At 62.8% G+C, this 24,893-nt stretch carries 21 protein-coding genes; 13 read left to right on the top strand and 8 right to left on the bottom strand.

Going from position 1 to position 24,893, the window contains the following annotated elements:
* Nucleotides 1-278 precede the first annotated feature (278 nt).
* On the top strand, nucleotides 279-569 hold the full coding sequence (locus PV375_RS10260) for a hypothetical protein (RefSeq protein WP_332107229.1): 291 nt from the start codon (nucleotides 279-281) through the stop codon (nucleotides 567-569).
* 54 nt (nucleotides 570-623) lie between these two features.
* A complete protein-coding gene (locus PV375_RS10265) occupies nucleotides 624-1,526 on the top strand; it encodes a hypothetical protein (RefSeq protein WP_332107230.1) in 903 nt (300 codons plus the stop codon).
* Between the two features lie 442 nt (nucleotides 1,527-1,968).
* On the opposite strand, the gene PV375_RS10270 is transcribed toward PV375_RS10265, so the two are convergent.
* The 6 genes from PV375_RS10270 to PV375_RS10295 all read right to left on the bottom strand — a co-directional run bounded on the left by PV375_RS10270 (nucleotide 1,969) and on the right by PV375_RS10295 (nucleotide 8,475).
* Nucleotides 1,969-2,970 (bottom strand): hypothetical protein, encoded by a 1,002-nt coding sequence (locus PV375_RS10270; RefSeq protein ID WP_332107231.1) that lies wholly within the window; start codon nucleotides 2,968-2,970, stop codon nucleotides 1,969-1,971.
* A 651-nt stretch (nucleotides 2,971-3,621) separates the two neighbouring features.
* A complete protein-coding gene (locus tag PV375_RS10275; RefSeq protein WP_201518852.1) occupies nucleotides 3,622-4,398 on the bottom strand; it encodes a succinate dehydrogenase iron-sulfur subunit in 777 nt (258 codons plus the stop codon).
* Nucleotides 4,399-4,418: 20 nt separating this feature from the next.
* Nucleotides 4,419-6,245 carry a succinate dehydrogenase flavoprotein subunit gene (gene sdhA, locus PV375_RS10280; protein WP_332107232.1) on the bottom strand — a complete coding sequence of 609 codons (1,827 nt, stop codon included), beginning with the start codon at nucleotides 6,243-6,245 and terminating at the stop codon, nucleotides 4,419-4,421.
* 31 nt (nucleotides 6,246-6,276) lie between these two features.
* Nucleotides 6,277-6,723 (bottom strand): succinate dehydrogenase, encoded by a 447-nt coding sequence (locus PV375_RS10285; RefSeq protein ID WP_201518854.1) that lies wholly within the window; start codon nucleotides 6,721-6,723, stop codon nucleotides 6,277-6,279.
* Nucleotides 6,724-6,741: 18 nt separating this feature from the next.
* Nucleotides 6,742-7,107 (bottom strand): succinate dehydrogenase, cytochrome b556 subunit, encoded by a 366-nt coding sequence (gene sdhC / locus PV375_RS10290; protein ID WP_201518862.1) that lies wholly within the window; start codon nucleotides 7,105-7,107, stop codon nucleotides 6,742-6,744.
* Between the two features lie 225 nt (nucleotides 7,108-7,332).
* Nucleotides 7,333-8,475, bottom strand: a complete 1,143-nt coding sequence (locus PV375_RS10295) for a glycosyltransferase family 4 protein (protein WP_332107233.1) — start codon at nucleotides 8,473-8,475, stop codon at nucleotides 7,333-7,335.
* Nucleotides 8,476-8,634: 159 nt separating this feature from the next.
* Here PV375_RS10295 and PV375_RS10300 point away from each other — a divergent pair, with 159 nt between their 5' ends.
* The 9 genes from PV375_RS10300 to PV375_RS10340 all read left to right on the top strand — a co-directional run bounded on the left by PV375_RS10300 (nucleotide 8,635) and on the right by PV375_RS10340 (nucleotide 18,781).
* A complete protein-coding gene (locus PV375_RS10300) occupies nucleotides 8,635-9,750 on the top strand; it encodes a mannose-1-phosphate guanylyltransferase (protein WP_332107234.1) in 1,116 nt (371 codons plus the stop codon).
* A gap of 102 nt (nucleotides 9,751-9,852) precedes the next feature.
* On the top strand, nucleotides 9,853-10,947 hold the full coding sequence (locus PV375_RS10305) for a BMP family lipoprotein (protein WP_332107235.1): 1,095 nt from the start codon (nucleotides 9,853-9,855) through the stop codon (nucleotides 10,945-10,947).
* 157 nt (nucleotides 10,948-11,104) lie between these two features.
* Nucleotides 11,105-12,664, top strand: coding sequence for an ABC transporter ATP-binding protein (locus PV375_RS10310; protein ID WP_332107236.1), 1,560 nt, complete (start codon nucleotides 11,105-11,107; stop codon nucleotides 12,662-12,664).
* Complete coding sequence (locus tag PV375_RS10315) at nucleotides 12,661-13,947, top strand: ABC transporter permease (protein WP_332107237.1); 1,287 nt, start codon at nucleotides 12,661-12,663, stop codon at nucleotides 13,945-13,947. The genes PV375_RS10310 and PV375_RS10315 overlap by 4 nt, the downstream gene beginning before the upstream one ends.
* Entirely contained in the window at nucleotides 13,947-15,224 is a 1,278-nt protein-coding gene (locus tag PV375_RS10320; RefSeq protein ID WP_332107238.1) for an ABC transporter permease, read from the top strand. The genes PV375_RS10315 and PV375_RS10320 overlap by 1 nt, the downstream gene beginning before the upstream one ends.
* Entirely contained in the window at nucleotides 15,224-15,631 is a 408-nt protein-coding gene (locus PV375_RS10325; RefSeq protein WP_332107239.1) for a cytidine deaminase, read from the top strand. The genes PV375_RS10320 and PV375_RS10325 overlap by 1 nt, the downstream gene beginning before the upstream one ends.
* A 59-nt stretch (nucleotides 15,632-15,690) precedes the next feature.
* Nucleotides 15,691-16,986, top strand: a complete 1,296-nt coding sequence (locus PV375_RS10330; RefSeq protein ID WP_332107240.1) for a thymidine phosphorylase — start codon at nucleotides 15,691-15,693, stop codon at nucleotides 16,984-16,986.
* A 164-nt stretch (nucleotides 16,987-17,150) separates the two neighbouring features.
* The gene (locus PV375_RS10335; RefSeq protein WP_332107241.1) at nucleotides 17,151-18,296 is read left to right on the top strand and encodes an adenosine deaminase; all 1,146 of its coding nucleotides are present in this window, start codon (nucleotides 17,151-17,153) and stop codon (nucleotides 18,294-18,296) included.
* Nucleotides 18,296-18,781 (top strand): PTS sugar transporter subunit IIA, encoded by a 486-nt coding sequence (locus PV375_RS10340; RefSeq protein ID WP_332107242.1) that lies wholly within the window; start codon nucleotides 18,296-18,298, stop codon nucleotides 18,779-18,781. Before PV375_RS10335 ends, PV375_RS10340 begins: the two co-directional genes overlap by 1 nt.
* Nucleotides 18,782-18,874: 93 nt before the next feature.
* On the opposite strand, the gene PV375_RS10345 is transcribed toward PV375_RS10340, so the two are convergent.
* On the bottom strand, nucleotides 18,875-20,626 hold the full coding sequence (locus tag PV375_RS10345) for a phospho-sugar mutase (protein WP_332107243.1): 1,752 nt from the start codon (nucleotides 20,624-20,626) through the stop codon (nucleotides 18,875-18,877).
* An 8-nt stretch (nucleotides 20,627-20,634) separates the two neighbouring features.
* On the bottom strand, nucleotides 20,635-21,477 hold the full coding sequence (locus PV375_RS10350; RefSeq protein ID WP_332107244.1) for a purine-nucleoside phosphorylase: 843 nt from the start codon (nucleotides 21,475-21,477) through the stop codon (nucleotides 20,635-20,637).
* 127 nt (nucleotides 21,478-21,604) lie between these two features.
* Between PV375_RS10350 and PV375_RS10355 the strand changes: the two genes are divergently transcribed.
* Nucleotides 21,605-23,056 (top strand): NAD(P)H-quinone dehydrogenase, encoded by a 1,452-nt coding sequence (locus PV375_RS10355; protein ID WP_332107245.1) that lies wholly within the window; start codon nucleotides 21,605-21,607, stop codon nucleotides 23,054-23,056.
* A 211-nt stretch (nucleotides 23,057-23,267) separates the two neighbouring features.
* Nucleotides 23,268-24,650: an aspartate aminotransferase family protein gene (locus PV375_RS10360; RefSeq protein WP_332107246.1), complete on the top strand. Its 1,383-nt coding sequence runs from the start codon at nucleotides 23,268-23,270 to the stop codon at nucleotides 24,648-24,650.
* Nucleotides 24,651-24,893: the final 243 nt, after the last annotated feature.

Below are 24,893 nucleotides of genomic sequence, written 5' to 3' on the forward strand. Positions count from 1 at the left end.
GTCATTTGGTGGTGAAAGTGGTGAGCCGGCAGCCGCCGGTGCGGCGCAGCACGGGCCAGTGCCCCGCACCAGAGCCCCGCACCAGAGCCCCGCACCAGAGCCGCCCGCGTCCCGCATCCAGGGCTTAAGGTAGTCAGGATCCATGCCACCATCCCGCCCACTTTGGAAAGCAGCGATTGGATACGAACCTCACCGCCTCTAAAAGGTCCAACTTGGCTGCGGAACCGAGCCAGCGCTCAGCCCGCATCCGATTGTGGCTGCCTTTCGCAAGCGCGGTCGTGAGCGCAGTAATCTTCTTTCTGCGAACCCCGAGCGCCGCACGCGATGTGATCTGGGCCGAAGATGGGCGCAACTTCATGGTTGGCCACCTCGTTAACGGTTACAGCGGAGTATTTGAGCCATACCAGGGGTACCTGCACGTGGTGCCGCGGCTGCTCGCGGGCATGGTTGTCGATCTGGTATCACCGGCACAGGTCGCGCAAGGGATGACCGTGGCTGCATCCCTTGTGATCGGTGCGGTCTCGGGTGCGCTCGTTTGGTATGCCGCGATGGCGACCGAACGCATCTGAGTTCGCGCGCTCATCGGGCTGGTTCCAGCTCTTGTGCCGACCGGGCCACTCGAAATGGCCGGTAACCTCGCCAACCTGCACTGGTATTTTCTTTTGCTCGGGTTCTGGATGTTCTTGGCCGTGCCACACAATTGGGTGATCAGCTGGGCCGTCGCGGTTGTGGTGCTACTCATGACTCTCAGCGAGCCGCAGCTGCTCATCGCGCTGCCACTCTTTGTTCGCAACATCCGTGAACGTCGCACCTGGCCGGTCGCCAGCGCCGCGGTGATCGGCGCTGGTATTCAGCTCGTGATCTCGGCTCTTTTCCCGCGCCAGCTCCACACCGGTGGCGCGAAACTTGACATGAATGACGTGGTCATCGGTTACCTGTTTGAACCGTTCGCGGGCAGTTTTTGGTGGGACACAGCGCGCGTTGCGCCCCGAGTTGAACTGATTGGTCAGTGGACGATTGTGCTTGGTTTTGCGCTGGTGGCTGTGACGGTCATCCTCGCGCTCATTGCCGGGCGCAACGTGAACCGGTGGCTGATTGCTGGGCACATCTTGGGCAGTGCGTGCATTTGGACGGCAGCGCTGCTGCTGAACCCCGCCGAGTCATTTCAGTTTTCGTTCGATACCTCGGTGTTTGTGGATCGCTTCCAAACCTGGCGCTATGTTGGGGCGAGCTCAATGCTGGCGCTTGTTGGTCTGGTCGTTGCGGCGGATGCATTGCTTTCGTGGGGCAGGATGAAGTACCTCGGCGTCGCTGCGGTGGCGGTTGTGGCTGCCAGTTTGCTCGTGAATGCGGCTGCTGTCGATCCTGCTCGGGCGCCGCGCGTGGGCGGGCCAAACTGGCCTGCCGAGATTGAGCGGGTAGCTACCGTTTGCGGGCGAGCACCGCTTGATGAGGTGCAGGTGAGTACTTTCCCGCGCCACTGGGAAGTGCAGGTTCCCTGCAACTGGGTGGAGCCCTCGCAGTAGCTGGGTCCATGGGTGGGGTAGTGCTAGTGGCGCACCCCGCGCGTATCCCTGGGGTCCGCACCGGCATCCACCCACCCCCCACTGCCCCGCACCGGCACCCGCTGTGTCAGCATCGGCAAGTGACCCTCTTACTGGCAAGTGACCCTCCTATAGCAGGGTCACTTCGCAATAGCAGGGACATTTGGTGCAAAGTGCCGGGTGGCGAGCTGCCCCGCGTCCCTCACCCCCGCATCCCTCACCCCTCATCCCCGCATCCCTCACCCCTCACCCCCCGCACTTCGCCACCCACACCCCTCACCCCGGCAAATGACCCTGTTATTGGCAAGTGACCCTGCTATGGGAGGGTCACTTCGCAATAGCAGGGTCATTTGGTGGTGAAAGTGGTGAGCCGGCAGCCGCCGGTGCCGGGTGCGGGGCGCTCAGCGCTACCTGTTCAGGCGGTCTATGCGATGCCGAGCGCCGGATACGGAGAGTCAGCAGCAACACCGAGTAGCGTGCTGAAATCGCGGGGCTGAAATCTTTGCGCTACACCCAATTTCCAGTCACCGCGCGGACTCGGTAGTAGAGCCGCCCGCTGCATGTCGGCGTGGATGCGCGACTGAAACCGCCATGCATCCTGCAAATCTGCCCAAACCGCTCGAGTCACCACCCAACCGAGATCGAGCAGTGCGCGCTCGCGCTGTTTTTCACGCATCACCGCATCCGCTGGCGACTCGCCGGGCCGCAGATGCTGCTGGTATTTGACCGCACCGTCGAACTCAAAGCACACGCCCAGCTCGGGCCAAGCCTTATCTACCCGACCAACGAACCTACCCGCAGCATCAAAAATGTCCACTTGCAGCAACGGCTGTGGCAACCCCGCTCCTGCCATCAAAGCTCGGCACCAAGACTCGGCGAAGCTCTCGGAGCGGCCAGACGCATGCTCTTTTATCCAGGCATAGGTGCGACAATGCCGTCCGGTCGCGGGCAACAATTCGGGATTAAACCCCTGCTGCATTGCCGCATCCGTTGCGGCCAAGAGTTCATAGGCATCGACCTGTTCCGCAAGGTCCATTAGCGTCCGGCGGGCGGAAGTCACCCGCATCCCGTACCGTGTCTCAATTTCGTCATCGGAGATTGGTGACCGGCGGATGCGCAACCCGGCGCCCGGCGTACCACGATACTTTCGGGTGAGCACCACATCCCCTTCGAGTCGTTTGCGAAGTAGCGGGAACCCATGCAGATTCGCCGCGCTCACACCGCTGACGACCCCGGCGTTGCGTTGCATCACTGCGAATGTGCGGCAGGCGTGAAGATCTTCAAAAGTGAGCCGCTCGTTTTCGGCGCACCTGGTGTCGAGATAGGCGCCGCGATAAAGCCGGATGCAGTGGGTGCCGAGCGTGGCTTGGAGTTCGCGTGCGGGTGGTGTTCCCGGGTGCGCCGAGGTTGTGAGGTGCATTTGCATGCGAATCAGTTTCGGTGCGCCCGGTCATGGGATGCGCTGCGCTGCGGGGACTCTGTGGATAAGTAACTTTCCACAGCAGTCGCGGTCTGCTGCTTGGGGATGTACCGGAGAGTGGGCTGGGTGCGGCGGGCCCCAGCCTGCCTCGTGCCCGGGATTTGTGGCTGCTCTTGGGATCGGGCCTCACTCGAGGCCTGCCTCGCGCGAGAAATGACCCTGTTGTCAGCAAATGACACTCCTATAGCAGGGTCATTTGCCGGTTTGAGGGTCAGTTGCTGGTGGGGATGGGTGCTGCAGGCTGGGAGGGTGCTGCAGGCTGGGAGGGGCGGCGGGCCACTGGGTTGCTTTATGCCCGCTCCCACGCCTCTCACCCGGGAAATGACCCTGTTGTCAGCAAATGACACTCCTATAGCAGGGTCATTTGTCAGTTAGAGGGTCAGTTGCTGGTGGGTGGGTGAGGGGAGAGGAGAGAGGGGGAGAGGGGGAGAGGGAGGGGGAGAGGCGGGGAGAGGAGGAGAGGGGAGCGGCGAAGGCTAAGCGGCCGCGGCGCCCGCCGCCGCGATCAGCGGCGCACAAAAAAAGGGGTGCATCCGAAAAAAATCGGATGCACCCCCGAGCCGCGGCTAGCGCGCCACGCTCAGCTGCGGTTCGCGGTTAGCGCTTCACGCCACCGCGCAGAACTGCCTGCTTGACCTCGGCGATTGCCTTGGTCACCTCGATACCACGCGGGCACGCCTCGCTGCAGTTGAAGGTGGTGCGGCAGCGCCACACACCTTCCTTGTCGTTGAGGATGTCGAGACGAGTGCTACTTGCTTCGTCACGCGAGTCGAAGATGAAGCGGTGAGCGTTCACGATCGCTGCAGGGCCGAAGTACTGGCCGTCGGTCCAGAACACGGGGCACGAGGTGGTGCACGCCGCGCAGAGGATGCACTTGGTCGTGTCATCGAAGATCGCCCGGTCTTCGATCGACTGGATGCGTTCCTTCTCGGGCTTGTCTGATGCCTGCAGGAACGGCTGCACCTCACGGTATGCCTCGAAGAACGGTTCCATGTCGACGTACAGGTCGCGCTCGAGCGGCAGACCCTTGATCGCCTCGACCGTGATCGGCTTGCTGCGGTCGAGGTCCTTGATCAGCGTTTTGCAGGCGAGGCGGTTGCGGCCGTTGATGCGCATCGCATCCGAACCACAAATACCGTGCGCGCACGAGCGACGGAACGCCAGGGTCGAGTCTTGCTCCCACTTGATGTGGTGCAGGGCGTCGAGGATGCGGCTGGTCGAGTACATCGGCACCGTGAACTCTTGCCAGTACGGCTCCGAGTCGGTTTCGGGGTTGTAGCGGCGCACCCGAACGATGATGTCGAAGGGCTTCTCAGGCTCTTCAGCTGCGGTTTCCGACGCGGTTGCGTCGACTGCCTTAGTTGCGTCAGTCATCTTTGCTCTCCCTTCGATCCCTAGTACTTGCGTTCCTGCGGCACGTAGTGCGTCATGCGCACCGGCTTCTTACCGAGCGTGATGTGGTCGGACGGGTCGGCCGAGCGACGGTCGCCGGTGAGGTACGCCATGGTGTGGTGCATCCAGTTTTCGTCGTCACGCTTCGGGAAGTCGTCACGCATGTGGCCGCCGCGCGATTCTTCACGGTTGCGGGCACAGTAGGTGACCACTTCGGCGAGGTCGAGCAGGAAGCCGAGTTCGATAGCCTCGAGCAGCTCGGTGTTGAAACGGTGCCCCTTGTCGGCAACGTGGATGTTGCGGTAGCGCTCGCGCAGCTCGTGAATCTTGTCGGTTGCGTGGGCGAGCGTGTCGTCGGTGCGGAACACCTGGACGTTGGCGTCCATGGTCTCCTGCAGTTCACGACGGATGGCCGCAACCGACTCGGTGCCGGTGGCGTTGCGGAGGTTGGCGACCAGTGTGCGCACGAACTCGTCGGCGTTGTCGGCCACCTCAACGTAGTCGGCCTGCTGCGCGTATTTCACGGCCTGGCGGCCGGCACGCTTACCGAACACGTTGATGTCGAGCAGCGAGTTGGTGCCCAGACGGTTCGAGCCGTGCACCGACACACAGGCACACTCACCGGCAGCGAACAGGCCGGGAACGACCTCGTCGTTGTTGCGCAGCACCTCGGCATCGTTGTTGGTGGGGATACCGCCCATTGCGTAGTGCGCGGTGGGATACACCGGAACCGGTTCAACAACCGGGTCGACGCCCAGGTAGGTGCGTGCGAACTCGGTGATGTCGGGTAGCTTGGTTTCGAGCACCTCGGCACCGAGGTGGGTGCAGTCGAGGTAGACGTAGTCCTTGTGCGGGCCGGCGCCGCGGCCTTCCTGCACTTCTTGCACCATCGAACGGGCCACGATGTCACGCGGCGCGAGGTCTTTAATGGTCGGGGCGTAGCGCTCCATAAAACGCTCGCCCGAGTCATTACGCAGAATCGCGCCCTCACCACGCGCACCCTCGGTGAGCAGGATGCCCAGGCCCGCGAGGCCGGTGGGGTGGAACTGGTAGAACTCCATGTCTTCCAGCGGCAGCCCGTTGCGCCAGATGATGCCGACGCCGTCACCGGTGAGGGTGTGTGCGTTCGAGGTGGTCTTGAAAATCTTGCCGAAACCACCGGTGGCGAACACGAACGACTTGCCTTGGAACACGTGCAGGTGCCCGGTCTTGAGCTCGTAGGCGATGATTGCGCTGGGGCGCTTCACACCGTCAACCTCGGCGAACGCGAGGTCGAGTGCGTAGTACTCGTTGAAAAAGCGGATGTTGTGCTTGACGCAGTTCTGGTAGAGCGTCTGCAGAATCATGTGGCCGGTGCGGTCGGCCGCGTAGCAGGCGCGACGCACGGGGGCTTTACCGTGGTCGCGGGTGTGACCACCGAAGCGACGCTGGTCGATTTTGCCCTCGGGCGTGCGGTTGAAGGGTAGACCCATGTTTTCGAGGTCGAGAACGGCGTCGATGGCCTCTTTCGCGAGGATCTCGGCCGAGTCTTGGTCGACGAGGTAGTCGCCACCCTTGACGGTGTCGTAGGTGTGCCACTCCCAGTTGTCTTCTTCAACGTTGGCGAGTGCGGCAGCCATACCGCCCTGTGCTGCACCGGTGTGCGAGCGGGTGGGGTAGAGCTTGGTGATGACGTCGATGCAGGCACCGGTGCCCGCGGTTTCGGCGGCTTCGATTGCCGCGCGCATGCCAGCGCCACCGGCGCCGACGATGACGATTTCGTTGCGGTGGTAGTGGACGGTTACGCCGTCGATTACCTTCGTCTCGTCTTTGAGCTGTTCTGCAGCCATGAGTGGTTTTCTCCTAAATCGTTAACGCCGGTTACGCGCAGATGTTTGCCGAGCCGGCGCCTGCGATGCAGGGCTCGACGGCGAAGACAATGAGCACGATGAGACCGAGCACGATCTCAACGACGCAGGCGACCCAGAGCACGGTGGTGAGGGCCTTACGGGTGCCCGCCTTGTGCACGTAGTCGTTGACGAGGGTGCGCATCCCGTTGGTGCCGTGGATGAGGGCCAGCACCAGCAGCAGTGCATCCCAGATCAGCCAGAAAGGAACCGAAAACTTGTTGTCGACAACGTAGCGGTATTCGATCTGGCCGACGCCCTGGCCAGCAACGAGGTTCGAGTAGAGGTGCACGAATACGAGCACCACCAGCAGCACGCCCGAGATGCGCATGTACTGCCAGCCGACGCGCTCCCAGTTCACGCCGCCCTGTTTGCGTTCCGACAGCGGGGTGCGGGGGTATTCAACGCTCTGAATAGTCATAGTTACTGCACTCCCTTCCTAGTGTGAGAACACGTTCGACAGGTGGACAATTGCGAAGGGCACCATCACGAGCACGCACAGCGCGATGACGCCCCAGAACAGGCCGCGCTGGATGCGGGTGGCTCCGGGCACGAAGTCGACGATGATGATGCGCAGACCGTTGAATGCGTGGTAGCAGATGGCTGCGACAAGACCGAGTTCGCCAATACCCATGATCGGGGTCTTGTAGGCGCCGATGACCGCGTCGTACACCTCGGGGCTCACGAGCGTCAGTGCACCGTCAAGCACGTGCACGAGCAGGAAGAAGAAGATTGCAACACCGGTGATGCGGTGTAGCACCCACGACCACATCCCCTCGTTACCGCGGTAGAGGGTGCCACCCATGGCGGCCTTCTTTTTCGCGGTTTGGGGTGGGGTGGGGGTGCCGGTCTGAACAGCTGACACGGAACTACCCTTCTGTTGTTTGGCCCCGGCGCCGTACCGGTCGCACGGGTGGTTTGGTCGAATGCGAGTTCGCAGTCGGCACGCAATGCACTCCCAGGTTACCCCCTTATGGGGATGAGCTGGAAACGTGGTCGATTCATTTGGGATGCTTCGGGTGCGGTCGCGCTATGAGGCTGCTGTTGTGATTGCGGCGGGGACGCAAACGGCTCGGTAGTGGTCGACAAGTTCATCGCACACGCTCTCCCACGAGCGGTCGAGCACCCGCCGTCGACCAGCCTCTCCCATGCGTGCTCGCAGCGGGGCGTTTTCAACGAGTCGCTCAATGTAGTTGCGCATGCTGTCGGGGCCGCCGTCGATCGAAGGATCAAAGAGGTAGCCGTCGGTGCCGTGCGTGATCAGGTCGATCGGGCCGCCAGCCAGCGGTGCAACTACCGGTAGGCCGGTGGCGTGCGCTTCCTGCAGGGTTTGACCGAACGTTTCTTCGGTGCCGGTGTGTACAAAAACATCGAAGGCCGCGTAGGCGCTTGAAAGTTCGGCGCCCGTGCGGCGGCCGAGGAACACCACCGGAAGTTCGGCAAACTGGGCGCGCAGTGCCGGCTCGCTGGGCCCATCCCCAACAATGGCGATGCGAATCCCGGGTAGCCCGCGCAGCTGCGCGAGCCGTTCCACCTGCTTTTCGGGAGCCAGGCGCCCCACGTAGCCGATCACGGTTTCGCCGTTGGGGGCCAGTTCGGCACGGAGCCGCCTGGTTGCTGCATCCTGTCGGTGTTGCGGGTGGTATGCCTGCAGATCGACGCCGCGACCCCAGCGCTCGACGCGCTCGATGCGGTTGCGGGCGAGGTCGCGAATCGAGGCCGTAGAGGGGGCGAGGGTGCGGTCGGCCTGGTTGTGCACATAGCGCAGCACCGACCAGGCCAGTTCGCGCATCAGGCCAACGCCATTGCGTGCGGTGTAACCGGCGATATCGGTCTGGAAGATTGCGACGGCGGGGATGCCGCGCCGTTTGGCCGCCAAAATAGCGTGGCCGCCGAGCAGCACGGGCGAGGCAGCGTGCAGCACATCGGGCGCAAAATCGTCGAGGATGCGCTGTACGGCGAGGTTGGGTAGCCCCACCGGGAACTCGCGCACGGCGACGGCCGGCACCTGGTGCACTTTAAAACCGGCGTAGCTTTCGGGTGCATCCGCGGCGGGGCAGATGACGATGGCCTCGTGGCCGCGTAGCGCCAGATGGTCGAGCACTTTTTTCACGCTATTGGTGACCCCGTTAATAGTGGGGAGAAAGCTCTCGGTAACGACGGCAACTCGCATAGTGCCCTGACTATAGGTCGGGCTGGTGGCGTACGAGTAAATCCGGGTGTCGCGGTGGTGAATACGAGGCGAACAGGTGCGGATGTACGGGTCAGCCGAGCGGATGGTTTTGCGTGCCGTAGCGCGGGTGCTGGGCCTTCGACAAGTACGGTGGAACTCATGTCACCGAATCTCGACAACTTCTATGCCGTTATTCCAGCCGGGGGAGTGGGTTCGCGTCTGTGGCCGCTGAGCCGAGCAAATCGGCCCAAGTTCCTGCACGATATTGCCGGAACCGGCGAGACGCTGCTGCGCTCAACCTGGCTGCGGCTGGTCCCGCTGTGCACCGAACAGCGCATCATGGTGGTCACTGGCGAAGCCCATGCCGGTGAGGTGTGCGAGCAACTGCCCGAACTTGGTGGCGAAAATATTGTGCTTGAACGCAGTGGCCGCGACTCATCGGCCGCCATCGGGCTGGCAGCGGCAATTTTGGAGCAGCGCCACCCGGGCGCGCTGCTCGGTTCGTTTGCTGCCGATCACCTGGTGCATTCGGATGTGCGCTTCCGGCGTGCCGTTCGCGAGGCGGTTGGGGCTGCCGAGGATGGCTATATCGTCACCATCGGGATCCAGCCGGTTGAGCCCTCCACTGCCTTCGGATATATCCGCGCTGGCGACCCGCTTTCGATTGCGGGGGCACCGTCGGCGCGGGCGGTTGAAGCGTTTGTTGAAAAGCCGAGCCTCGGCACCGCGCGCCGCTATGTGTCGTCGGGTGAGTATCTCTGGAATGCCGGCATGTTCATTGCTAAGGCGGCGCGTCTGCTCGAGGTGCTGGCCGAGAATGCGCCCGAGCTTGCCGCCGGGGTGCGGGAGATCGCTGCGGCATGGGACACCGACCAGCGGGATGCGGTGGTCGAACGGATCTGGCCGACTCTCGACAAGATTGCGATTGACTACACCGTTGCCGAACCTGCGGCGAAACAGGGCGCGCTCGCGGTCATCCCCGGCTTTTTCGGTTGGGATGACGTTGGCGACTTTGCATCGGTTTCGCGAGTGCATCTCGAAGCCGATTCGGACGCGGCAATTACGGTGATCGGGGATGCTGACCGGGTGGTGTCGCACGATGCGACCGGGCTGGTCGTGAACCGCACCGATCGGGTGATTGCCGTTGCTGGCATCCCGAATGTTGTTGTGGTCGATACCGAGGATGCGCTGCTGGTCACCACCTGCGCTCGTGCGCAACAGGTTAAGGAGCTCGTTGCCAAGCTTCGCGACTCTTCGCATCCCGAAGTGTTGTAGATCGCAAACAATTGCCAAACTTTTGGCGAACAGCCTCGGAAAATCCAAGTAGGATCTATCTGAGGAATTCGCGCTGTAGCGAATCAACCAAGGAGGAACCCGGTGACTTCGCGTAACAAGAAGATTCTTTCGGCATTTGGACTTTTGGCGACCGCTTCGATGGCGCTGACCGCCTGTGGTGCTGCCCCCGGTGGGCCCGGGGCAAGCGGTGCCGCCGGTGACAACTCGGACTACCTGGCCTGCATCGTTTCGGATGAGGGTGGCTTCGACGACCGCTCGTTCAACGAGCTCTCGTACGCCGGCTTTAAGCAGGCCGAGACCGAGCTTGGCATTCAGACCCGCGAGGCCGAGTCGACCACCGAGGGTGACTACACCGAGAACCTCAACGCCATGATTGGCGCCGGCTGCAACATCATCATTCCCGTCGGCTTCAAGCTGGCTGACGCCACTCAGGAGTCGGCTGACGCGCACCCCGACGTGCACTACGCAATCGTTGACGTTGACTGGCTCGAGGGTGAAAACATTCTCGGCCTGAACTACGACACCGCACAGGCTGCGTTCCTCGCGGGTTACGCAGCGGCAGCGAAGACCGAGAGCGGCACCGTGGCCACCTACGGCGGTGCGCAGATCCCCACCGTGACCATCTTCATGGACGGTTTCGATGCGGGCGTTCGCTACTACAACGAGCAGAAGGGCACTGATGTGAAGGTGCTCGGCTGGAACATCGACGACCAGAAGGGTTCGTTCGTTGGTGACTTCAGCAACCAGGCCAAGGCCAAGCAGATCACCGAGGGCTTCCTCGCTCGCGGTGCCGACATCATCATGCCTGTTGGTGGTCCCCTCTACCAGGGTGGTGTTGAAGCTATCAAGGACGCCGGCAGCGACGCGCTGATCATCGGTGTTGACAGCGACCTCGCCAAGCAAGACCCGTCGATCGCCGACCGCGTGTTCGTTTCGGTGCAGAAGGGTCTCGACGTGACCGTGTTCGACGCCATCAAGTCGGATGTTGAGGGCAAGTTCGAAAGTGGCGCCTACACCGGCACCCTCGAAAACGAGGGCGTGGGCCTTTCGAGCTTCGGTGAGTTCGAGAAGGACCTGCCCGATGGTCTGACCGATGAAATCGAGCAGCTCAAGCAGGACATCATCGACGGCAAGATCGAGATCAACTCGCCTGCCTCGCCGAAGCCTGCCCAGTAGTAATCGGGAGCTGTAGCGATAGTCCAGCGGTGAGCCCGCCGAACGGCAACGTTTGGCGGGCTCACTTGGCAGAATGGGCTGTAGTTTCTGGCAATGCCACCGCGAGATGACGGCAACCGGGGCCCGCAGCCGCGGGTAAATCGACGAGGATGGACCTATGAAACTCGAACTGCGCGGAATCACCAAGCGATTCGGTGACTTTACCGCCAATGACAACATCAATCTCACCGTTGAGAGCGGTGAAATTCACGCGCTGCTGGGTGAGAACGGTGCCGGCAAATCGACGCTGATGAATGTGCTCTACGGCCTTTACCACGCCGAAGAGGGCGAGATTCTGCTCGACGACCAGGCGCAGAACTTTGATGGTCCCGGGGATGCGATGCGCGCGGGTATCGGTATGGTGCACCAGCACTTCATGCTGATCCCGGTGTTCACGGTGGCCGAAAACCTCATCCTGGGTCACGAACCGACTCGCTTCGGTGGTGTGCTCGACCTGGATGCGGCCCGCCAGCGGGTGCGCGAGATTTCTGATCGCTTCGGGTTCGACATCGACCCGGATGCGAAGGTGGAAGATCTTTCGGTCGGTGCGCAGCAGCGGGTGGAGATCATCAAAGCACTCTCGCAGGACGCCAACATCCTCGTGCTCGATGAGCCCACTGCGGTGCTAACGCCGCAGGAGACCGATGAGCTGATCGAAATTATGAAGCAGCTGCGTGAACAGGGCACCTCGATTGTGTTCATCTCGCACAAGCTGCGCGAGGTGCGCGCCGTTGCCGACAAAATTACGGTGATTCGCCGCGGCAAGCTGGTCGGTAGCGCCGACCCGAGCGCATCCAATGAAGAACTGGCCGAACTCATGGTGGGTCGCGCCGTTGACCTCACGGTTGACAAAAACCCGCCGAAACTTGGCGAAGAAGCATTCCGGGTGCGCGGGCTGACCGTGTTCGGCCCCGACAACTCGATGCGCATCAACGATCTCTCGTTCTCGATTCGCGGGGGCGAGGTGCTGGTTGTTGCCGGTGTGCAGGGGAACGGCCAGACCGAATTGGCGGAGGCGATTTTGGGTCTGCAGCCGCAGGTGAAGGGCTCGATCGCACTCGATGGGAAGGAGCTGCGCAACCAGTCGGTGCGCCGCACCATCGACGCGGGTGTGGGTTTTGTGCCCGAAGACCGAACCAAGGACGGCTTGGTGGGCGAGTTCACCATCGCCGAAAACCTGGTGCTCAACCGCATCGACCAGGAACCGTTTTCAAAAGCTGGTGGGTTGCGGCTGGGGGCCATTCGCAGCAACGCCGAGGTGGCGATCGAAGAGTTTGACATTCGCACCCCGTCGATCGAGACGCATGCCGGGCGGCTTTCGGGCGGTAACCAGCAGAAGGTGGTGCTCGCGCGTGAACTCGGCCGCGATCTGCGCATGCTGATTGCCTCGCAGCCCACGCGCGGCCTGGATGTGGGTTCGATCGAGTTCGTGCACGAGCAGATCATTGCGGCGCGCGACTCGGGTATCCCGGTGCTCATCGTTTCGACCGAGCTCGATGAGGTGGTTGAGCTGGCCGACCGCATCATGGTGATGTACGGCGGACGCTCGATGGGCATTGTGCCGCCCACCGTTTCGCGCGGTGACCTCGGCCAGATGATGGCCGGTATCCCGGCTGAAAAAATTGACGCGCTGCGAGAGGGCGTCACCGAAGGCGATGCAGAAGGAGTGGTGGCATGAGCGAGGCAAACCTCACCCCAACCCCAACGGCGCAGGCGAGTGAAAAGCAGCTCGATAGCGTCGAGCGCAGCCCCTGGCATGAGGTTTGGCGCGACATTCTCGGCGGCAATGTGATCCGTTCGATTCTCGCCGTGCTGCTGGCCATTCTCGTTGGCTCACTGATCGTGGTGTTCACCGACAACCGCGTCGGACAGGCGATGGGATACTTTTTCAGCCGTCCCGGTGACACCTTCACAGCCATGGGTTCGGTGATCGGCTCGGCCTACCAGGCCATGTTTGAGGGCGCGATCTTTAACCCGCGCACCGGTTTTAAGCCGCTGCTGAGCACCCTCACCTTCGCCACGCCGCTGATTGCTGCCGGTTTGGGGCTGGCGGTTTCGTTCCGTGCCGGCCTGTTCAACATTGGTGGTCAGGGCCAGATTCTTGCGGGCGCGTTGCTGGCTTCGTGGGTTGGTTTTGCGATGCCGATGCCCGTCGGCCTGCACGTCATCGTGGCGATTTTTGCGGCGATGGCAGGTGCCGCGATCTGGGCCGCGATTGTCGGCTGGTTGAAAGCGCAGACCGGTGCCCACGAGGTGATCCTGACGATCATGCTCAACTGGATTGCATTTTTCGGGATCACCTTCCTGCTCAAGCAGCCGCTGTTCAACAACGACCGTGCATCCGGTAACCCGAAGTCGAAAGCGATTCTCGAAACCGCGGTGCTGCCGAACATCGGCGGTGTGACGCTCGGGTTTTTCATCGTGATCCTGGCCGCGGTGGTGTTCTGGTGGATTTTTGACCGCTCAACAATCGGGTTCCGCATCCGCGCCGTTGGTATTAACCCGAACGCCGCCCGCACTGCGGGTATCAACGTGAACATGGTCACGATCATCACCATGGCGATCTCGGGTGCCTTCATCGGTATTGCCTCGGCAACCCAGGCGCTGGGTATGTTCCCCTCGGGCTTCACACCGGGTGTGGATGAGGGCATCGGCTTCAGCGCAATTACGGTGGCGTTGCTGGGCGGTAACCACCCGGTTGGCGTTGTGTTTGCCGGTCTGCTGTTCGGTGCGCTCCGTGCCGGTGCCGCGGTGATGGAGGTTAACGCGGGTATTTCGCGTGACATCATTCCGGTGATCCAGGGCATCATCGTGCTCTTTGTTGCTGCTCCGCCGCTGATTCGCGGCATCTTCCGACTGCCCAAACCCACCGGCATCCGGATGGCTGACCGTTTTGCCGCATTCCGTGGCAAGAAGGTAACCGCCACGACCGCCCGGACTAACGAGAAGGTTGAAGCGTAATGACTACCGCAACTACTGCAGTTGAAAACACCGCCACGGTGACCGCTGAAGTCGCTCCTCGCAAGTGGAAGGGCACGGTGCTGATGGGCGTTATGACGCTCATCGCGCTGCTGGTTTTTGTGGTCAGCGTGCCGACCACTGCCGTCACGAGCATCAACGCGGTCGGTGACCACAACCCCGATTTTTCGGTGCCCACTTTCACGACCAACCTGGTGCTGCTGCTGGTCATGGTGGCCGTCACCGCACTGGCCGGTTTGCAGGCCTGGCGGCGCGCCAAACTCAGCCCCTGGCTGCTCGCGCTATTCGGGTTCTGCTGGGTGATCGCGCTGATCCTGTGGATCGGCACCGATTCGATGGTGCCGTTCACCTGGCTGCTCACCAGTACCGTCGCGCTGGCAACGCCGCTCGTATTCGGTTCGATGGCGGGTATTGTCTCGGAGCGTTCGGGTGTCGTCAACATCGCCATCGAGGGTCAGCTGCTTGCCGGTGCTTTCACCGGTGCGCTCGTCAGCTCGATCACCCAGAACGCGCTTGTCGGTCTGCTCGCCGCAATGGTCGCCGGTGCGCTGGTGTCGCTCATTCTGGTGGTGTTCGGTATCCATTACTGGGTTGAGCAGGTGGTTGTTGGTGTGGTCATCAACATGGTCGTTATCGGCCTCACGAGCTTCTTCCTCAAGGGATTCATGGCCGCCGACTCGGCCACTTTCAACAGCCCGGTGAAATTCCAGCGACTGCCGATTCCGCTGCTCGCCGACATTCCGGTGCTTGGGCCGCTGCTGTTCCAGCACACGATCATCACCTACCTGATGTTCGTCGCGGTACCGCTGCTCACCTACGCGCTATTCCGCAGCCGCTGGGGTTTGCGCACCCGCTCGGTTGGTGAGCATCCCAAAGCTGCAGACACGGTGGGCATTAACGTGGTGGCAAACCGCACTCGCGCGGTGCTGCTCTCGGGTGTCATCGCCGGCGCCGGTGGTACGTTCTACACCCTCGGCGAGGTGGGTGCATTCACCGATAACATCACCTCGGGTCACGGCTATATTGCGCTGGCCGCGGTGATCTTCGGTCGCTGGCACCCGGTGTATGCCGCCGGTGCGGCGCTGCTATTCGGCTTTGCCAACTCGACCGCCGAGCTCGCCAACCAGGTTGGCGCGAATGTGCCGAGCGAGATCATGCAGATGGTGCCGTACATCGTCACGCTGCTCGCAGTTGTCGGGTTCGTTGGTAAATCACGCGCACCGGCAGCCGACGGTGTGCCCTATGTGAAAGCTGACTAGTGGTCGAGCAGCCAAACTGGGACGAATTGCGCGCCGCGGCAAGATCGGCGATGCGGCAGGCATACGCGCCCTACTCGAACTATCGGGTGGGGGCGGCCGCGCTGGTCGATGACGGGCGCATCGTCTCGGGTTGCAATGTCGAAAACGCGAGCTATGGATGCGGTCTGTGTGCCGAATGCGGGCTGGTTTCGGCACTGCAGGCATCCGGTGGCGGCCGACTGGTGGCCTTCACCTGCTGTGACGGTGAAGGCAATGTGCTGATGCCGTGTGGACGTTGCCGGCAGTTGCTCAACGAATTCAAAGCACCCGAAATGCTCATCGACACACCGCGCGGCATCCTGTCGTTTGACGAGATCCTGCCGCAGTCGTTTGGGCCCGACCATCTTGCCGGGCGGGCCCCGGCTTAGCCACATCCGGGCATATTCCGGCTCATAGCCAAATCGCTGCCATGACGAAAGGGAAAAACATGACCGAACCGTATGCAGCTGTAGATCTGATTCGCCGCAAGCGTGACGGTGGTGTGCTCACCACCGACGAGATCAACTGGCTCGTTGACCGCTACACCACCGGCTTTGTTGGTGATGAGCAGATGGCGGCAATGGCCATGGCAATTTTTTTGCGGGGGATGGAGCGCCACGAAATTCACGATCTCACCCAGGCCATGATCGCCTCGGGTGAGCGGATGGACTTTTCGTCGCTGAACAAGCCCACAACCGACAAACACTCCACCGGCGGGGTGGGCGACAAAATCACCCTGCCGTTGATGCCGCTGGTGGCATCGTTTGGGGTAGCGGTGCCGCAGCTTTCGGGCCGCGGGCTCGGGCACACCGGTGGCACGCTCGACAAGCTCGAGTCGATTCCGGGCTGGCGTGCTGAGCTGTCAAACGCTGAGATTTTGCAGCAGCTCGACGAGGTTGGCGGCGTGATCTGTGCGGCCGGTGCCGGCCTGGCACCGGCCGACAAGAAGCTCTACGCGCTGCGTGATATCACCGGCACGGTCGAGGCGATTCCGCTGATTGCATCCTCGATCATGTCGAAAAAAATTGCCGAGGGCACGGATGCGCTGGTGCTTGACGTCAAATATGGTGCAGGTTCGTTCATGGGTGCGATTGAGCGTTCGCGCGAGCTGGCAGAAACGATGGTGGCGCTCGGCACCGATGCCGGGGTGAAGGTGTCGGCACTGATCACCTCGATGGAGGCGCCGCTGGGCTACGCGATCGGTAATGCGAACGAGGTTCGAGAATCGGTCGAGGTGCTGGCCGGCGGCGGCCCCGCCGACATTGTTGAGCTCACAGTCGAAACCGCGCGCGAAATGTTGGCGTTGGTGGGCATCCCCGACGCCGATGTTGAGGGGCACCTGCGCGACGGTAAGGCGATGGATGTGTGGCGCAAGTTTGTGATCGCCCAGGGCGGCGATCCGGATGCACCGCTGCCGGTGGCGCCGGAACAGCACGAGGTGCGGGCCGAGCGCGACGGCGTTGTGATGGCGCAGGATGCGTACAAGTTCGGTGTGGGTGCCTGGCGACTGGGCGCGGGTCGGGCCCGTGCCGCCGACCCGGTGGTGCACAGCGCTGGTATCGACCTGGCGGTGAAGCCGGGCGATGCGGTGCGCAAGGGAGACCTGCTCTACACGCTGCACGCCGAGAACGCCGACCGTTTCGCGCTGGCACTTGACTCGCTCGATGGTGCGCTCGAGCTGGGCGAACCGGGCACCGAAGTGTCGGTGACGCCGCTCATTGCCGAGCGCATCCAGGCGAACTAGGTGGCCCGGACACACCTCGCCCGGGTGTCGCGGGCGGGGTGTGCATGCGACCAAAAATGAACCTCATTCAGTGTTGTTCTGCACGGCGAACCTTGGGGCGCCGCCGGATACGATGACAGTGTCGAAATGCAGACCAGCTGCGATTCAATGAGGAGGGTGGCGTAATGGCACGCATTGAGGTCGGTCGGCTGATGCTTGCTGACGGCATCGACGCCCGGGCGGTACCCAAAGTGCTGCTGCACGACCACCTCGACGGGGGCCTGCGCCCCGCAACCATCATCGAGCTTGCACGGGTAGACGGCATCGACCTGCCCGCTGAAACCCCCGAAGCGCTCGGCGAATGGTTCCACACCGCTGCCGACTCGGGATCGCTGGAACGCTATCTCGAAACCTTCGCGCTCACCGTCGCCGTTATGCAAAGTGCAGCGAACCTTGAGCGCGTCGCCCGCGAGGCAGTGCTCGACCTCGCCGCAGACGGTGTCGTGTACGCCGAACTGCGCTGGGCGCCCGAACAGCACCAGCAGCGCGGCCTCGACCTCGACGAGGCGGTTGCGGCGGTTCGTGACGGTATCACTGGCGGGATGCAGCTGGCCGCCGAACGCGGCCACGATATTCGCGTACAGCAGCTGATCTGCGCCATGCGCCAGGCCGACCGCTCAGCAGAGATCGCCGAACTCGCGGTGCGGCACGCCTCGCCCGAACCCGGCGGCGTGTGCGGCTTCGATCTCGCCGGCCCCGAAGCGGGCTTCCCGCCCTCGAACCACCTCGCAGCCCTCGACTACTGCTGCCGGCACTGGCTGCCCGCCACCTGCCACGCTGGTGAGGCTGACGGTATCGAATCGATCACCTCGGCGTTGCGGGATGCGCGCGCACTGCGGCTCGGACACGGCACCCGGCTGATTGACGACATCACGCTCTCGGATGGAGCGGCAGAGCTGGGTGCGGTGGCCCGCTGGGTGCGCGACCGGCGGATCACCGTCGAATCGTGCCCATCATCCAACCTGCAAACCGGTACGCCAAGCCTCGCCGCGCATCCATTCGAGCAGCTATTCCAGCTGGGATTCTCGATGACGGTCAACACCGACAATCGCTTGATGAGTGCCACGAGCGTGAGCCGTGAACTGGCGCTATTGGCAGCCGAGTTTGACTACACCCTCGACGAAGTCGAGCTGCTGCAGCTCAACGCTGCAGAGGGCGCCTTCCTGCCGGTAGCTGAACGGGAAGCACTCGCTGAGCGCATCACCCGACGCTGCGAACAATTGCGCCGCAGCTTTCAACCCCCGGCCGCGGCAACGGGCAGAGCGGAATAATGAGCAGCGACAAACGAATCCAAGTACATTTTGACGAGCAGCTGGTGCGGCTCGGCAGCCGAGCCAACACCTGGCAAGAGGCGGTCACCCAATCGGGTGATTTGCTCGTGCAGGCCGGATGCGCGCGGCAAGGCTACCAGCGGAGACTCATTAACGTGATCGACCGGTTCGGGCCCTATATGGTGATCGCCCCAAACCTGGCGCTCGTGCACGCGCAGCCAGGTCCAGACGTCGTACGTAACGGGCTGTCGGCGGTGACGTTCCCCGACGGCGTGAATTTTGAGCACCCGCACTTCGACCCGGTGGGACTTGTCGTGGGAATCACCACCACGAACTCGGCGCAGCATCTCGGAGTGATCGCCGGTGTGGCCACCGCGCTCGAAAACAACCCCGACCTGGTGGTGAGCGCGGTGCGCAGCACACAACCGCAAGACCTGGTGGCGCTGCTGCGCGCCGAACTGCCGATGCTTGAGCTGCAGCACTAGCGGCTCGTGTGGGTTGCACAAAGCACGGCCCCGGCTGCGGCGCAGTGCCGAGCCGGGGCCATATTGTTGAGCCGGGGGAGCGGGGCCGAGCCACTAGCCCAGTAGCACCGCCCGCATTGCCGCTGCCGCAGCATCCGCACGTTGCTCAGCCGACGCACGCCGCTGCGCAACCGAACCCTCACTCGAAGCCGCATCAATATACGACTTAATTTTTGGCTCGGTTCCTGAGGGTCGCACCATGATGCGGGTGTCGTCAGCGAGTCGGATGCGCAAAATATTTGCCGGTTCAGCCGCGGTTTCGAAATCAAAAAACTCGGCCACCGGCACGCCATCGATCTCGGTGGGCGGCTGCTCGCGCAGTCGGCTCATTGTCGCGCCCAGCTGGTTTGGTTCGTCAAAGCGCACCGAAACCTGTCGGGATGAAAACGCGCCGAATCGTTCCGCAAACTCGTCGTCGAGACTGTGTAGCGTGCGCCCCTCGCCGGCCAGCCAGATCGCAAGATCTAGCATCGCGACCGCCGCCGAAATGCCGTCTTTATCGCGCACCTTATTGGGGTCGACGAGATAGCCCAGCGCCTCCTCGTAACCAAAAATGATGCCGTCGGTGCGCGAAATCCACTTGAAGCCGGTCTGCGTTTCGACATAGTCGAGGTCGTATGCCTGCGCCACCCGCGACATCGCGGGGGATGACACCAGCGAGGTCGCCAGCGTGCCACCCGTGCCTGCAGCTTTTGCCGCCTCAGCAGCACGCCAGCCGAGGAATTTGCCGATATCGTTACCGCCCAGGCGCTGCCACTGGCCGTGCACATCCTGCAGCGCCACCGCTAGCCGGTCGGCGTCGGGGTCGTGGGCAATCACCAGATTGGCGCCAACCTCGTCGGCCTTTGCATAGGCGAGATCGAGCGCGCCCGGCTCTTCGGGGTTCGGGAAATCAACCGTGGGGAAGCTGCCATCGGGCTCAATCTGTTCGGCAACCACCGCTGGCTCAGGGATACCGCAGGCTGCCAGCACCCGGCGATAGGTGTCCCATCCCACCCCGTGCAGCGGGGTATAAACCACCTTGAAATTCGCGAGCTGTTCGGCATCGAACCGGCCACGCAAAACCTTCGCGGTTTCGGCCACATAGGCATCAATGACCGACTCGTCGGCAATCTGATAGCCGGCGTCGCGCGGCAGCTCGTTAACGAGCTGGTGGTTTGCAACCCGCTCGATGGCGGCAGCGATCTCGCCGTCGCTCGGCGGCACAATTTGCGAACCGTGGTCATCACCGCCCAAATACACCTTGTAACCGTTGTCCCACTTGGGATTGTGGCTGGCGGTAACCATGACACCGGCGGATGCGTTGAGGTGACGAACGGCGAAGGCCAGCACCGGAGTGGGCATCATGCGCGGCAGCAGCGTGGCATTAACGCCCGCCGCCTGCATCAGCTCGGCCGTATCATGCGCGTACACATCACTGTTGACGCGTGCGTCGTAACCGATCACGACCGTGGGTGTGCCGGTGCCGTCACGCTCGGCGCGAGCGAGCAAGAAGTCGGCGAAGCCGCGCGCTGCCTGCCCGACCGTCACCCGGTTCATCCTGTTGGGTCCGGCAGCCTGCCGGCCTCGAAGCCCGGCGGTGCCGAAGCTCAATCGCGTTGAAAACCGGTCACGCAGCTCCCGCCACGCCTGCGCGTGCGGGGTGTCGTCGTCCTCGGCGATCGTGATGCCGTGCGGCTCGATCGAGCCGGCCGCATCCAGCAACTGCCGCAGCTCGGCGCGGGTGTCGGGGTCGGGATCTTGTTCCAGCCAGCGCTGAGCCGCCGCGCGAATTGCGGTCTGGCTGACGCGGTGCAGTGGAATCATGGGCACTCCTATGCGTTCAAAATCGACTGCACGGCTCGAACGAGCAGCGCGGCCAGCTTGGGTTCGGCAGCCTTACCGGCGGCAATCACCTCGGCGTGGTTAAGCGGTGTCGGTGAAATGCCCGCGGCGGCATTGGTGATGAGCGACAGGCCCAGCACCTCCATCCCTGCTTCGCGAGCCGCAATCGCCTCGAGTGCGGTCGACATGCCGACAATATCGCCGCCAATCACGCCCGCCATGCGCACCTCGGCCGGAGTCTCGTAGTGCGGCCCGCGGAACTGCACATACACACCCTCATCGAGCTGGTCGTTGGCGTGCACCAGCGCCCGCAGGCGTGACGAGTAAAGATCGGTGAGGTCAACAAACGTCGCGCCCTCGAGCGGGGACGCGGCGGTGAGGTTGATGTGGTCACGAATCAGCACCGGCGTGCCAGGTGCCCACTCGGGATGCAGGCCACCGGCGCCGTTGGTGAGCACCATGACCTTCGCGCCGGCGGCAGCGGCGGTGCGCACCGAGTGCACCACCCGTCGCACTCCGTGCCCCTCATAAAAGTGGGTGCGGGCGCCGATAATGAGGGCGTGGCGGCCCGAATCCAGGCGGATCGAGCGCAGCGTGCCCGAGTGCCCCGCCACTGCCGAGCGGCTAAACCCGGGCACCTCTTCGGCCGGTATTACCGCGATGGTTTCGCCGAGTTCATCGGCGGCTTTACCCCAGCCCGACCCGAGCGTCAGCGCAATATCGTGCTGATCAACCCCGGTGCGTTCGGCCACCACACGGGCTGCCTGCTGCGCAATTTCAACGGGATCGGCTGCGGGATTGTCGAGCGGATTGGTGAACTGCTCATCTGTCATGCAATAAGCCTACGTAGTTGTGGGATGCACAATTTCGGAATGCGCTGAAGATTGCTGGCGCACGAAAACGGGGCGCCCGATCAGCAAAAAGTTAATCAGGTTCACCAATGCATCCGGGCATGGCAAAATGAACCCCATGTCGGCAGCAAAGTTCATGGAACGTAAACACCGGATTGTCGTTATCGGCGGTGGCCCCGGCGGCTACGAAGCCGCCCTGGCAGGCGCCCAGCTGGGTGCCGAGGTCACCATCGTCGAAGCCTCAGGAATGGGTGGCTCGGCCGTGCTCACCGATGTGGTGCCCTCAAAAGCACTCATCGCCTCGGCCGAAGCAGCCACCGCGATCAGCGACGCGGAGGAGCTCGGCGTGCAGTTCTACGTGCGCGACGACCACAACAACCCGCGCAGCAGCGAAGTGACCGTTAACCTCACCAAGCTCAACCAGCGCATCCTGCGCCTAGCACAAAACCAATCGGATGACATGCGCCGCAACCTCAAAGACCACGGCGTGCGCATTATCGAGGGCTACGGGCGCCTCGACCACGGCGGTGTTGCGGTAGCAACCTCGCCTGGCGGCACCGACTTCGACCGCCTCGAATATGACTACCTGGTTGTCGCGGTGGGCGCCTCGCCCCGCGAACTCGACTCGGCAAAGCCCGATGGCGAACGCATCCTCACCTGGAAGCAGCTCTACAACCTCAGCACGCTGCCAGAGCACCTGATCGTGGTCGGTTCGGGTGTCACCGGCGCCGAGTTCGCATCCGCCTACCGCGCCCTCGGATCGGAAGTGACGCTGATCTCATCACGCGACCGCGTGCTGCCCGGCGAAGACACCGACGCCGCCGACGTAATCGAAGAAGTGTTCAAGCGCGGCGGCATGAACGTGCTCTCGCGCACCCGCGCCGAATCAGTGGTGCGGGACGGTGACGAGGTGGTGGCGACCCTCTCAGACGGCACCGAAGTGCGTGGCTCACACTGTCTGATGGCCGTCGGTTCAATTCCCAACACCGAAGGCCTCGGTCTTGAGGATGCGGGAGTTGAGCTGACCGAATCAGGGCACATCCGGGTTAACCGTGTGGCGCGCACCAGCGTGCCAAATATTTACGCGGCCGGTGACTGCACATCGTTCTTCCCGCTCGCATCCGTGGCGTCAGCCCAGGGGCGCACCGCGGTGTTCCACGCCCTCGGTGACCAGGTGCGACCGATCGGGCTGCGGAACGTGGCCTCGAACATCTTCACTTACCCCGAAATTGCCACCGTTGGTTGGCAGCAAAAAGACATCGAAGAGGGCACCCGCGAGGGCAGCGTCTACAAGATCGACCTGGCCAGCAACCCGCGCGCCAAGATGCAGGGGTTCCGTGACGGTTTTGTCAAGCTGATCGCCGATAATAACCTTGGAACCATCATTGGTGGTGTGATCGTGGCGCCGCGCGCATCCGAGCTGGTGTTGGCACTGTCGATTGCGATCGAGCAGCGCTTGACCGTTGACGAATTTGCGAGCTCGTGGGCCGTATACCCGTCACTATCCGGGTCGATTGTGGATGCATCCCGTGCGATGCACGTGGTCGACCGCAACGCGTAGCACTCCGGCTGGTTGCGCTGATTGGCCTGCTGACGCCATTCAGCAGGTAGTCAGCGCATTCCCAGCCACAAACTAAGTGAACGGTGTTTATAATCGTTTGAGTGGCCGGATGCGGTCACGCCTGTCGCCGACGCCAGGCCGGTCGGATCGACACGAAACGAATCAAATTCGAATCTTTTAGCCGCAGGCCGGGCATGAAAGAGGAACTCTTATGGGTACCCCAATCAACGTCGAACGCATCGAAGAACTGATCAAGGTCGAGGAAGAGAAGCTCAACGCCGCAACGCAGAAGTCGAAGGAATTCTACGAGGCTGCACAGAAGCACCTCTCGGGCGGTGTCGCCTCGTCGTACCAGCTCCACGAGCCGTGGCCCATCTACGTCGAAAAGGGTGAAGGCCCCCGCATCTGGGACGTCGACGGCAACGAATACTACGACTTCCACAACGGCTTCGGCTCGATGGTGCAGGGTCACGCACACCCCGCCATCGGTAAGGCTGTTGCCGACCGTTACCCCATGGGTACGCACTTCGCTGCTCCCACCGAGGACGCCATCGTCGTCGGTGACGAGCTCGCCCGCCGTTGGGGCCTGCCGAAGTGGCGCTACACCAACTCGGGTTCGGAATCGACCATGGACGCGATCCGCATCGCCCGCGCCCACACCGGTCGCGACACCGTGATGAAGATCTTCGGTTCGTACCACGGTCACCACGACACCGTCATGGTTGACATCGGCTGGATCCCCGAGCAGGAGATTGGCCCCCGCGACAACTACAAGTCGATCCCCTACGGCGCCGGTGTGCCGCAGGCAACCGTCGACATGACCGTTGCTGTGCCGTTCAACGACGCAGACGTCATGGAGAAGCGCATCGAAGACCTCAAGGCTGAGGGCCGCCTCCCCGCCTGTGTGATCATGGAAGCCGCCATGATGAACCTCGGTGTGGTGCTGCCCGAGCCCGGTTACCTCGAGCGTGTGCGTGAGATCACCAAGAAGCACGGCATCGTCCTCATCTTCGACGAGGTGAAGACCGGTCTGTGCATCGCTCCCGGTGGTGCAACCGAGAAGTTCGGTGTGAAGCCCGACATGGTGACCCTCGCCAAGGCCCTCGGTGGCGGTCTGCCCGCAGGTGCCATCGGTATGAGCGAAGAGGTTGCCGAGGTTGTTGAGAACGGCTCGGTGTACCAGGTGGGTACCTACAACGGTAACCCGCTGACCCTCGCCGCTGCTCGCGCTTCGCTGCTCGACGTGCTCACCGACGACGCCTACGCGCACCTCTCTCACCTCAACGACCGCATCCTTGCTGGCTGTAACGACGTCATCAAGCGCTACGACCTGATCGCCTACACCGTGGGTATCGGCTCGAAGGGCTGCGTGGTGTTCTCGGACAACAAGGTTGTCGACTACGAGTCGTACATGGAAAACGCCCGCACCGGTGGCCCCCTGGCCGACCTCGCATGGGTGTGGAACATGAACAACGGCATCTTCATGACCCCGGGTCGTGAGGAAGAGTGGACCCTCTCGGTTACCCACGACGACGCCGCTATCGACGCCTACGTCGAGGCCTTCGACTCGCTCGCAGCTGCTCTGCGCGCGTAGTTCTCGCCTCTTCGCAGCGACCCCGCCGGATGCTTGCCGGCGGGGTCGCCCGCGTTTCCGGGGGTGCTGCGCTGCTGCTGGGCCGGCGGGGCGCTGCCGCCGCCCCGCGCGCTGGGCGCGGCGCTGCTGCCGCCCCGCGCCTTTCTTCGGGTACACCGCAATTGCTGGGGTACACCGCTATATCGGTGGCTTTGCCTGTTTTCGGTGTACCCGAGCGAGAGGCGAGGGCGCTCGCCCCGCCGC

Origin of the sequence: Gulosibacter sp. GYB002 (genome assembly GCF_036577665.1) — a bacterium.
Lineage (GTDB): Bacteria > Actinomycetota > Actinomycetes > Actinomycetales > Microbacteriaceae > Gulosibacter > Gulosibacter hominis.

Bases quoted from the DNA above. Each gene is read 5' to 3' on its own strand.
- PV375_RS10335 (WP_332107241.1), top strand. From the start codon at position 17,151: ATGGCACGCATTGAGGTCGGTCGGCTGATGCTTGCTGACGGCATCGAC.
- PV375_RS10270 (WP_332107231.1), bottom strand. From the start codon at position 2,970: ATGCAAATGCACCTCACAACCTCGGCGCACCCGGGAACACCACCCGCA.
- PV375_RS10310 (WP_332107236.1), top strand. From the start codon at position 11,105: ATGAAACTCGAACTGCGCGGAATCACCAAGCGATTCGGTGACTTTACC.
- PV375_RS10275 (WP_201518852.1), bottom strand. From the start codon at position 4,398: ATGACTGACGCAACTAAGGCAGTCGACGCAACCGCGTCGGAAACCGCA.
- PV375_RS10295 (WP_332107233.1), bottom strand. From the start codon at position 8,475: ATGCGAGTTGCCGTCGTTACCGAGAGCTTTCTCCCCACTATTAACGGG.
- PV375_RS10360 (WP_332107246.1), top strand. From the start codon at position 23,268: ATGGGTACCCCAATCAACGTCGAACGCATCGAAGAACTGATCAAGGTC.
- PV375_RS10315 (WP_332107237.1), top strand. From the start codon at position 12,661: ATGAGCGAGGCAAACCTCACCCCAACCCCAACGGCGCAGGCGAGTGAA.
- PV375_RS10350 (WP_332107244.1), bottom strand. From the start codon at position 21,477: ATGACAGATGAGCAGTTCACCAATCCGCTCGACAATCCCGCAGCCGAT.
- PV375_RS10340 (WP_332107242.1), top strand. From the start codon at position 18,296: ATGAGCAGCGACAAACGAATCCAAGTACATTTTGACGAGCAGCTGGTG.
- PV375_RS10300 (WP_332107234.1), top strand. From the start codon at position 8,635: ATGTCACCGAATCTCGACAACTTCTATGCCGTTATTCCAGCCGGGGGA.
- sdhA (WP_332107232.1), bottom strand. From the start codon at position 6,245: ATGGCTGCAGAACAGCTCAAAGACGAGACGAAGGTAATCGACGGCGTA.
- PV375_RS10330 (WP_332107240.1), top strand. From the start codon at position 15,691: ATGACCGAACCGTATGCAGCTGTAGATCTGATTCGCCGCAAGCGTGAC.
- PV375_RS10355 (WP_332107245.1), top strand. From the start codon at position 21,605: ATGAACCCCATGTCGGCAGCAAAGTTCATGGAACGTAAACACCGGATT.
- PV375_RS10265 (WP_332107230.1), top strand. From the start codon at position 624: ATGGCCGGTAACCTCGCCAACCTGCACTGGTATTTTCTTTTGCTCGGG.
- PV375_RS10345 (WP_332107243.1), bottom strand. From the start codon at position 20,626: ATGATTCCACTGCACCGCGTCAGCCAGACCGCAATTCGCGCGGCGGCT.
- PV375_RS10320 (WP_332107238.1), top strand. From the start codon at position 13,947: ATGACTACCGCAACTACTGCAGTTGAAAACACCGCCACGGTGACCGCT.
- sdhC (WP_201518862.1), bottom strand. From the start codon at position 7,107: ATGGGTGGCACCCTCTACCGCGGTAACGAGGGGATGTGGTCGTGGGTG.
- PV375_RS10285 (WP_201518854.1), bottom strand. From the start codon at position 6,723: ATGACTATTCAGAGCGTTGAATACCCCCGCACCCCGCTGTCGGAACGC.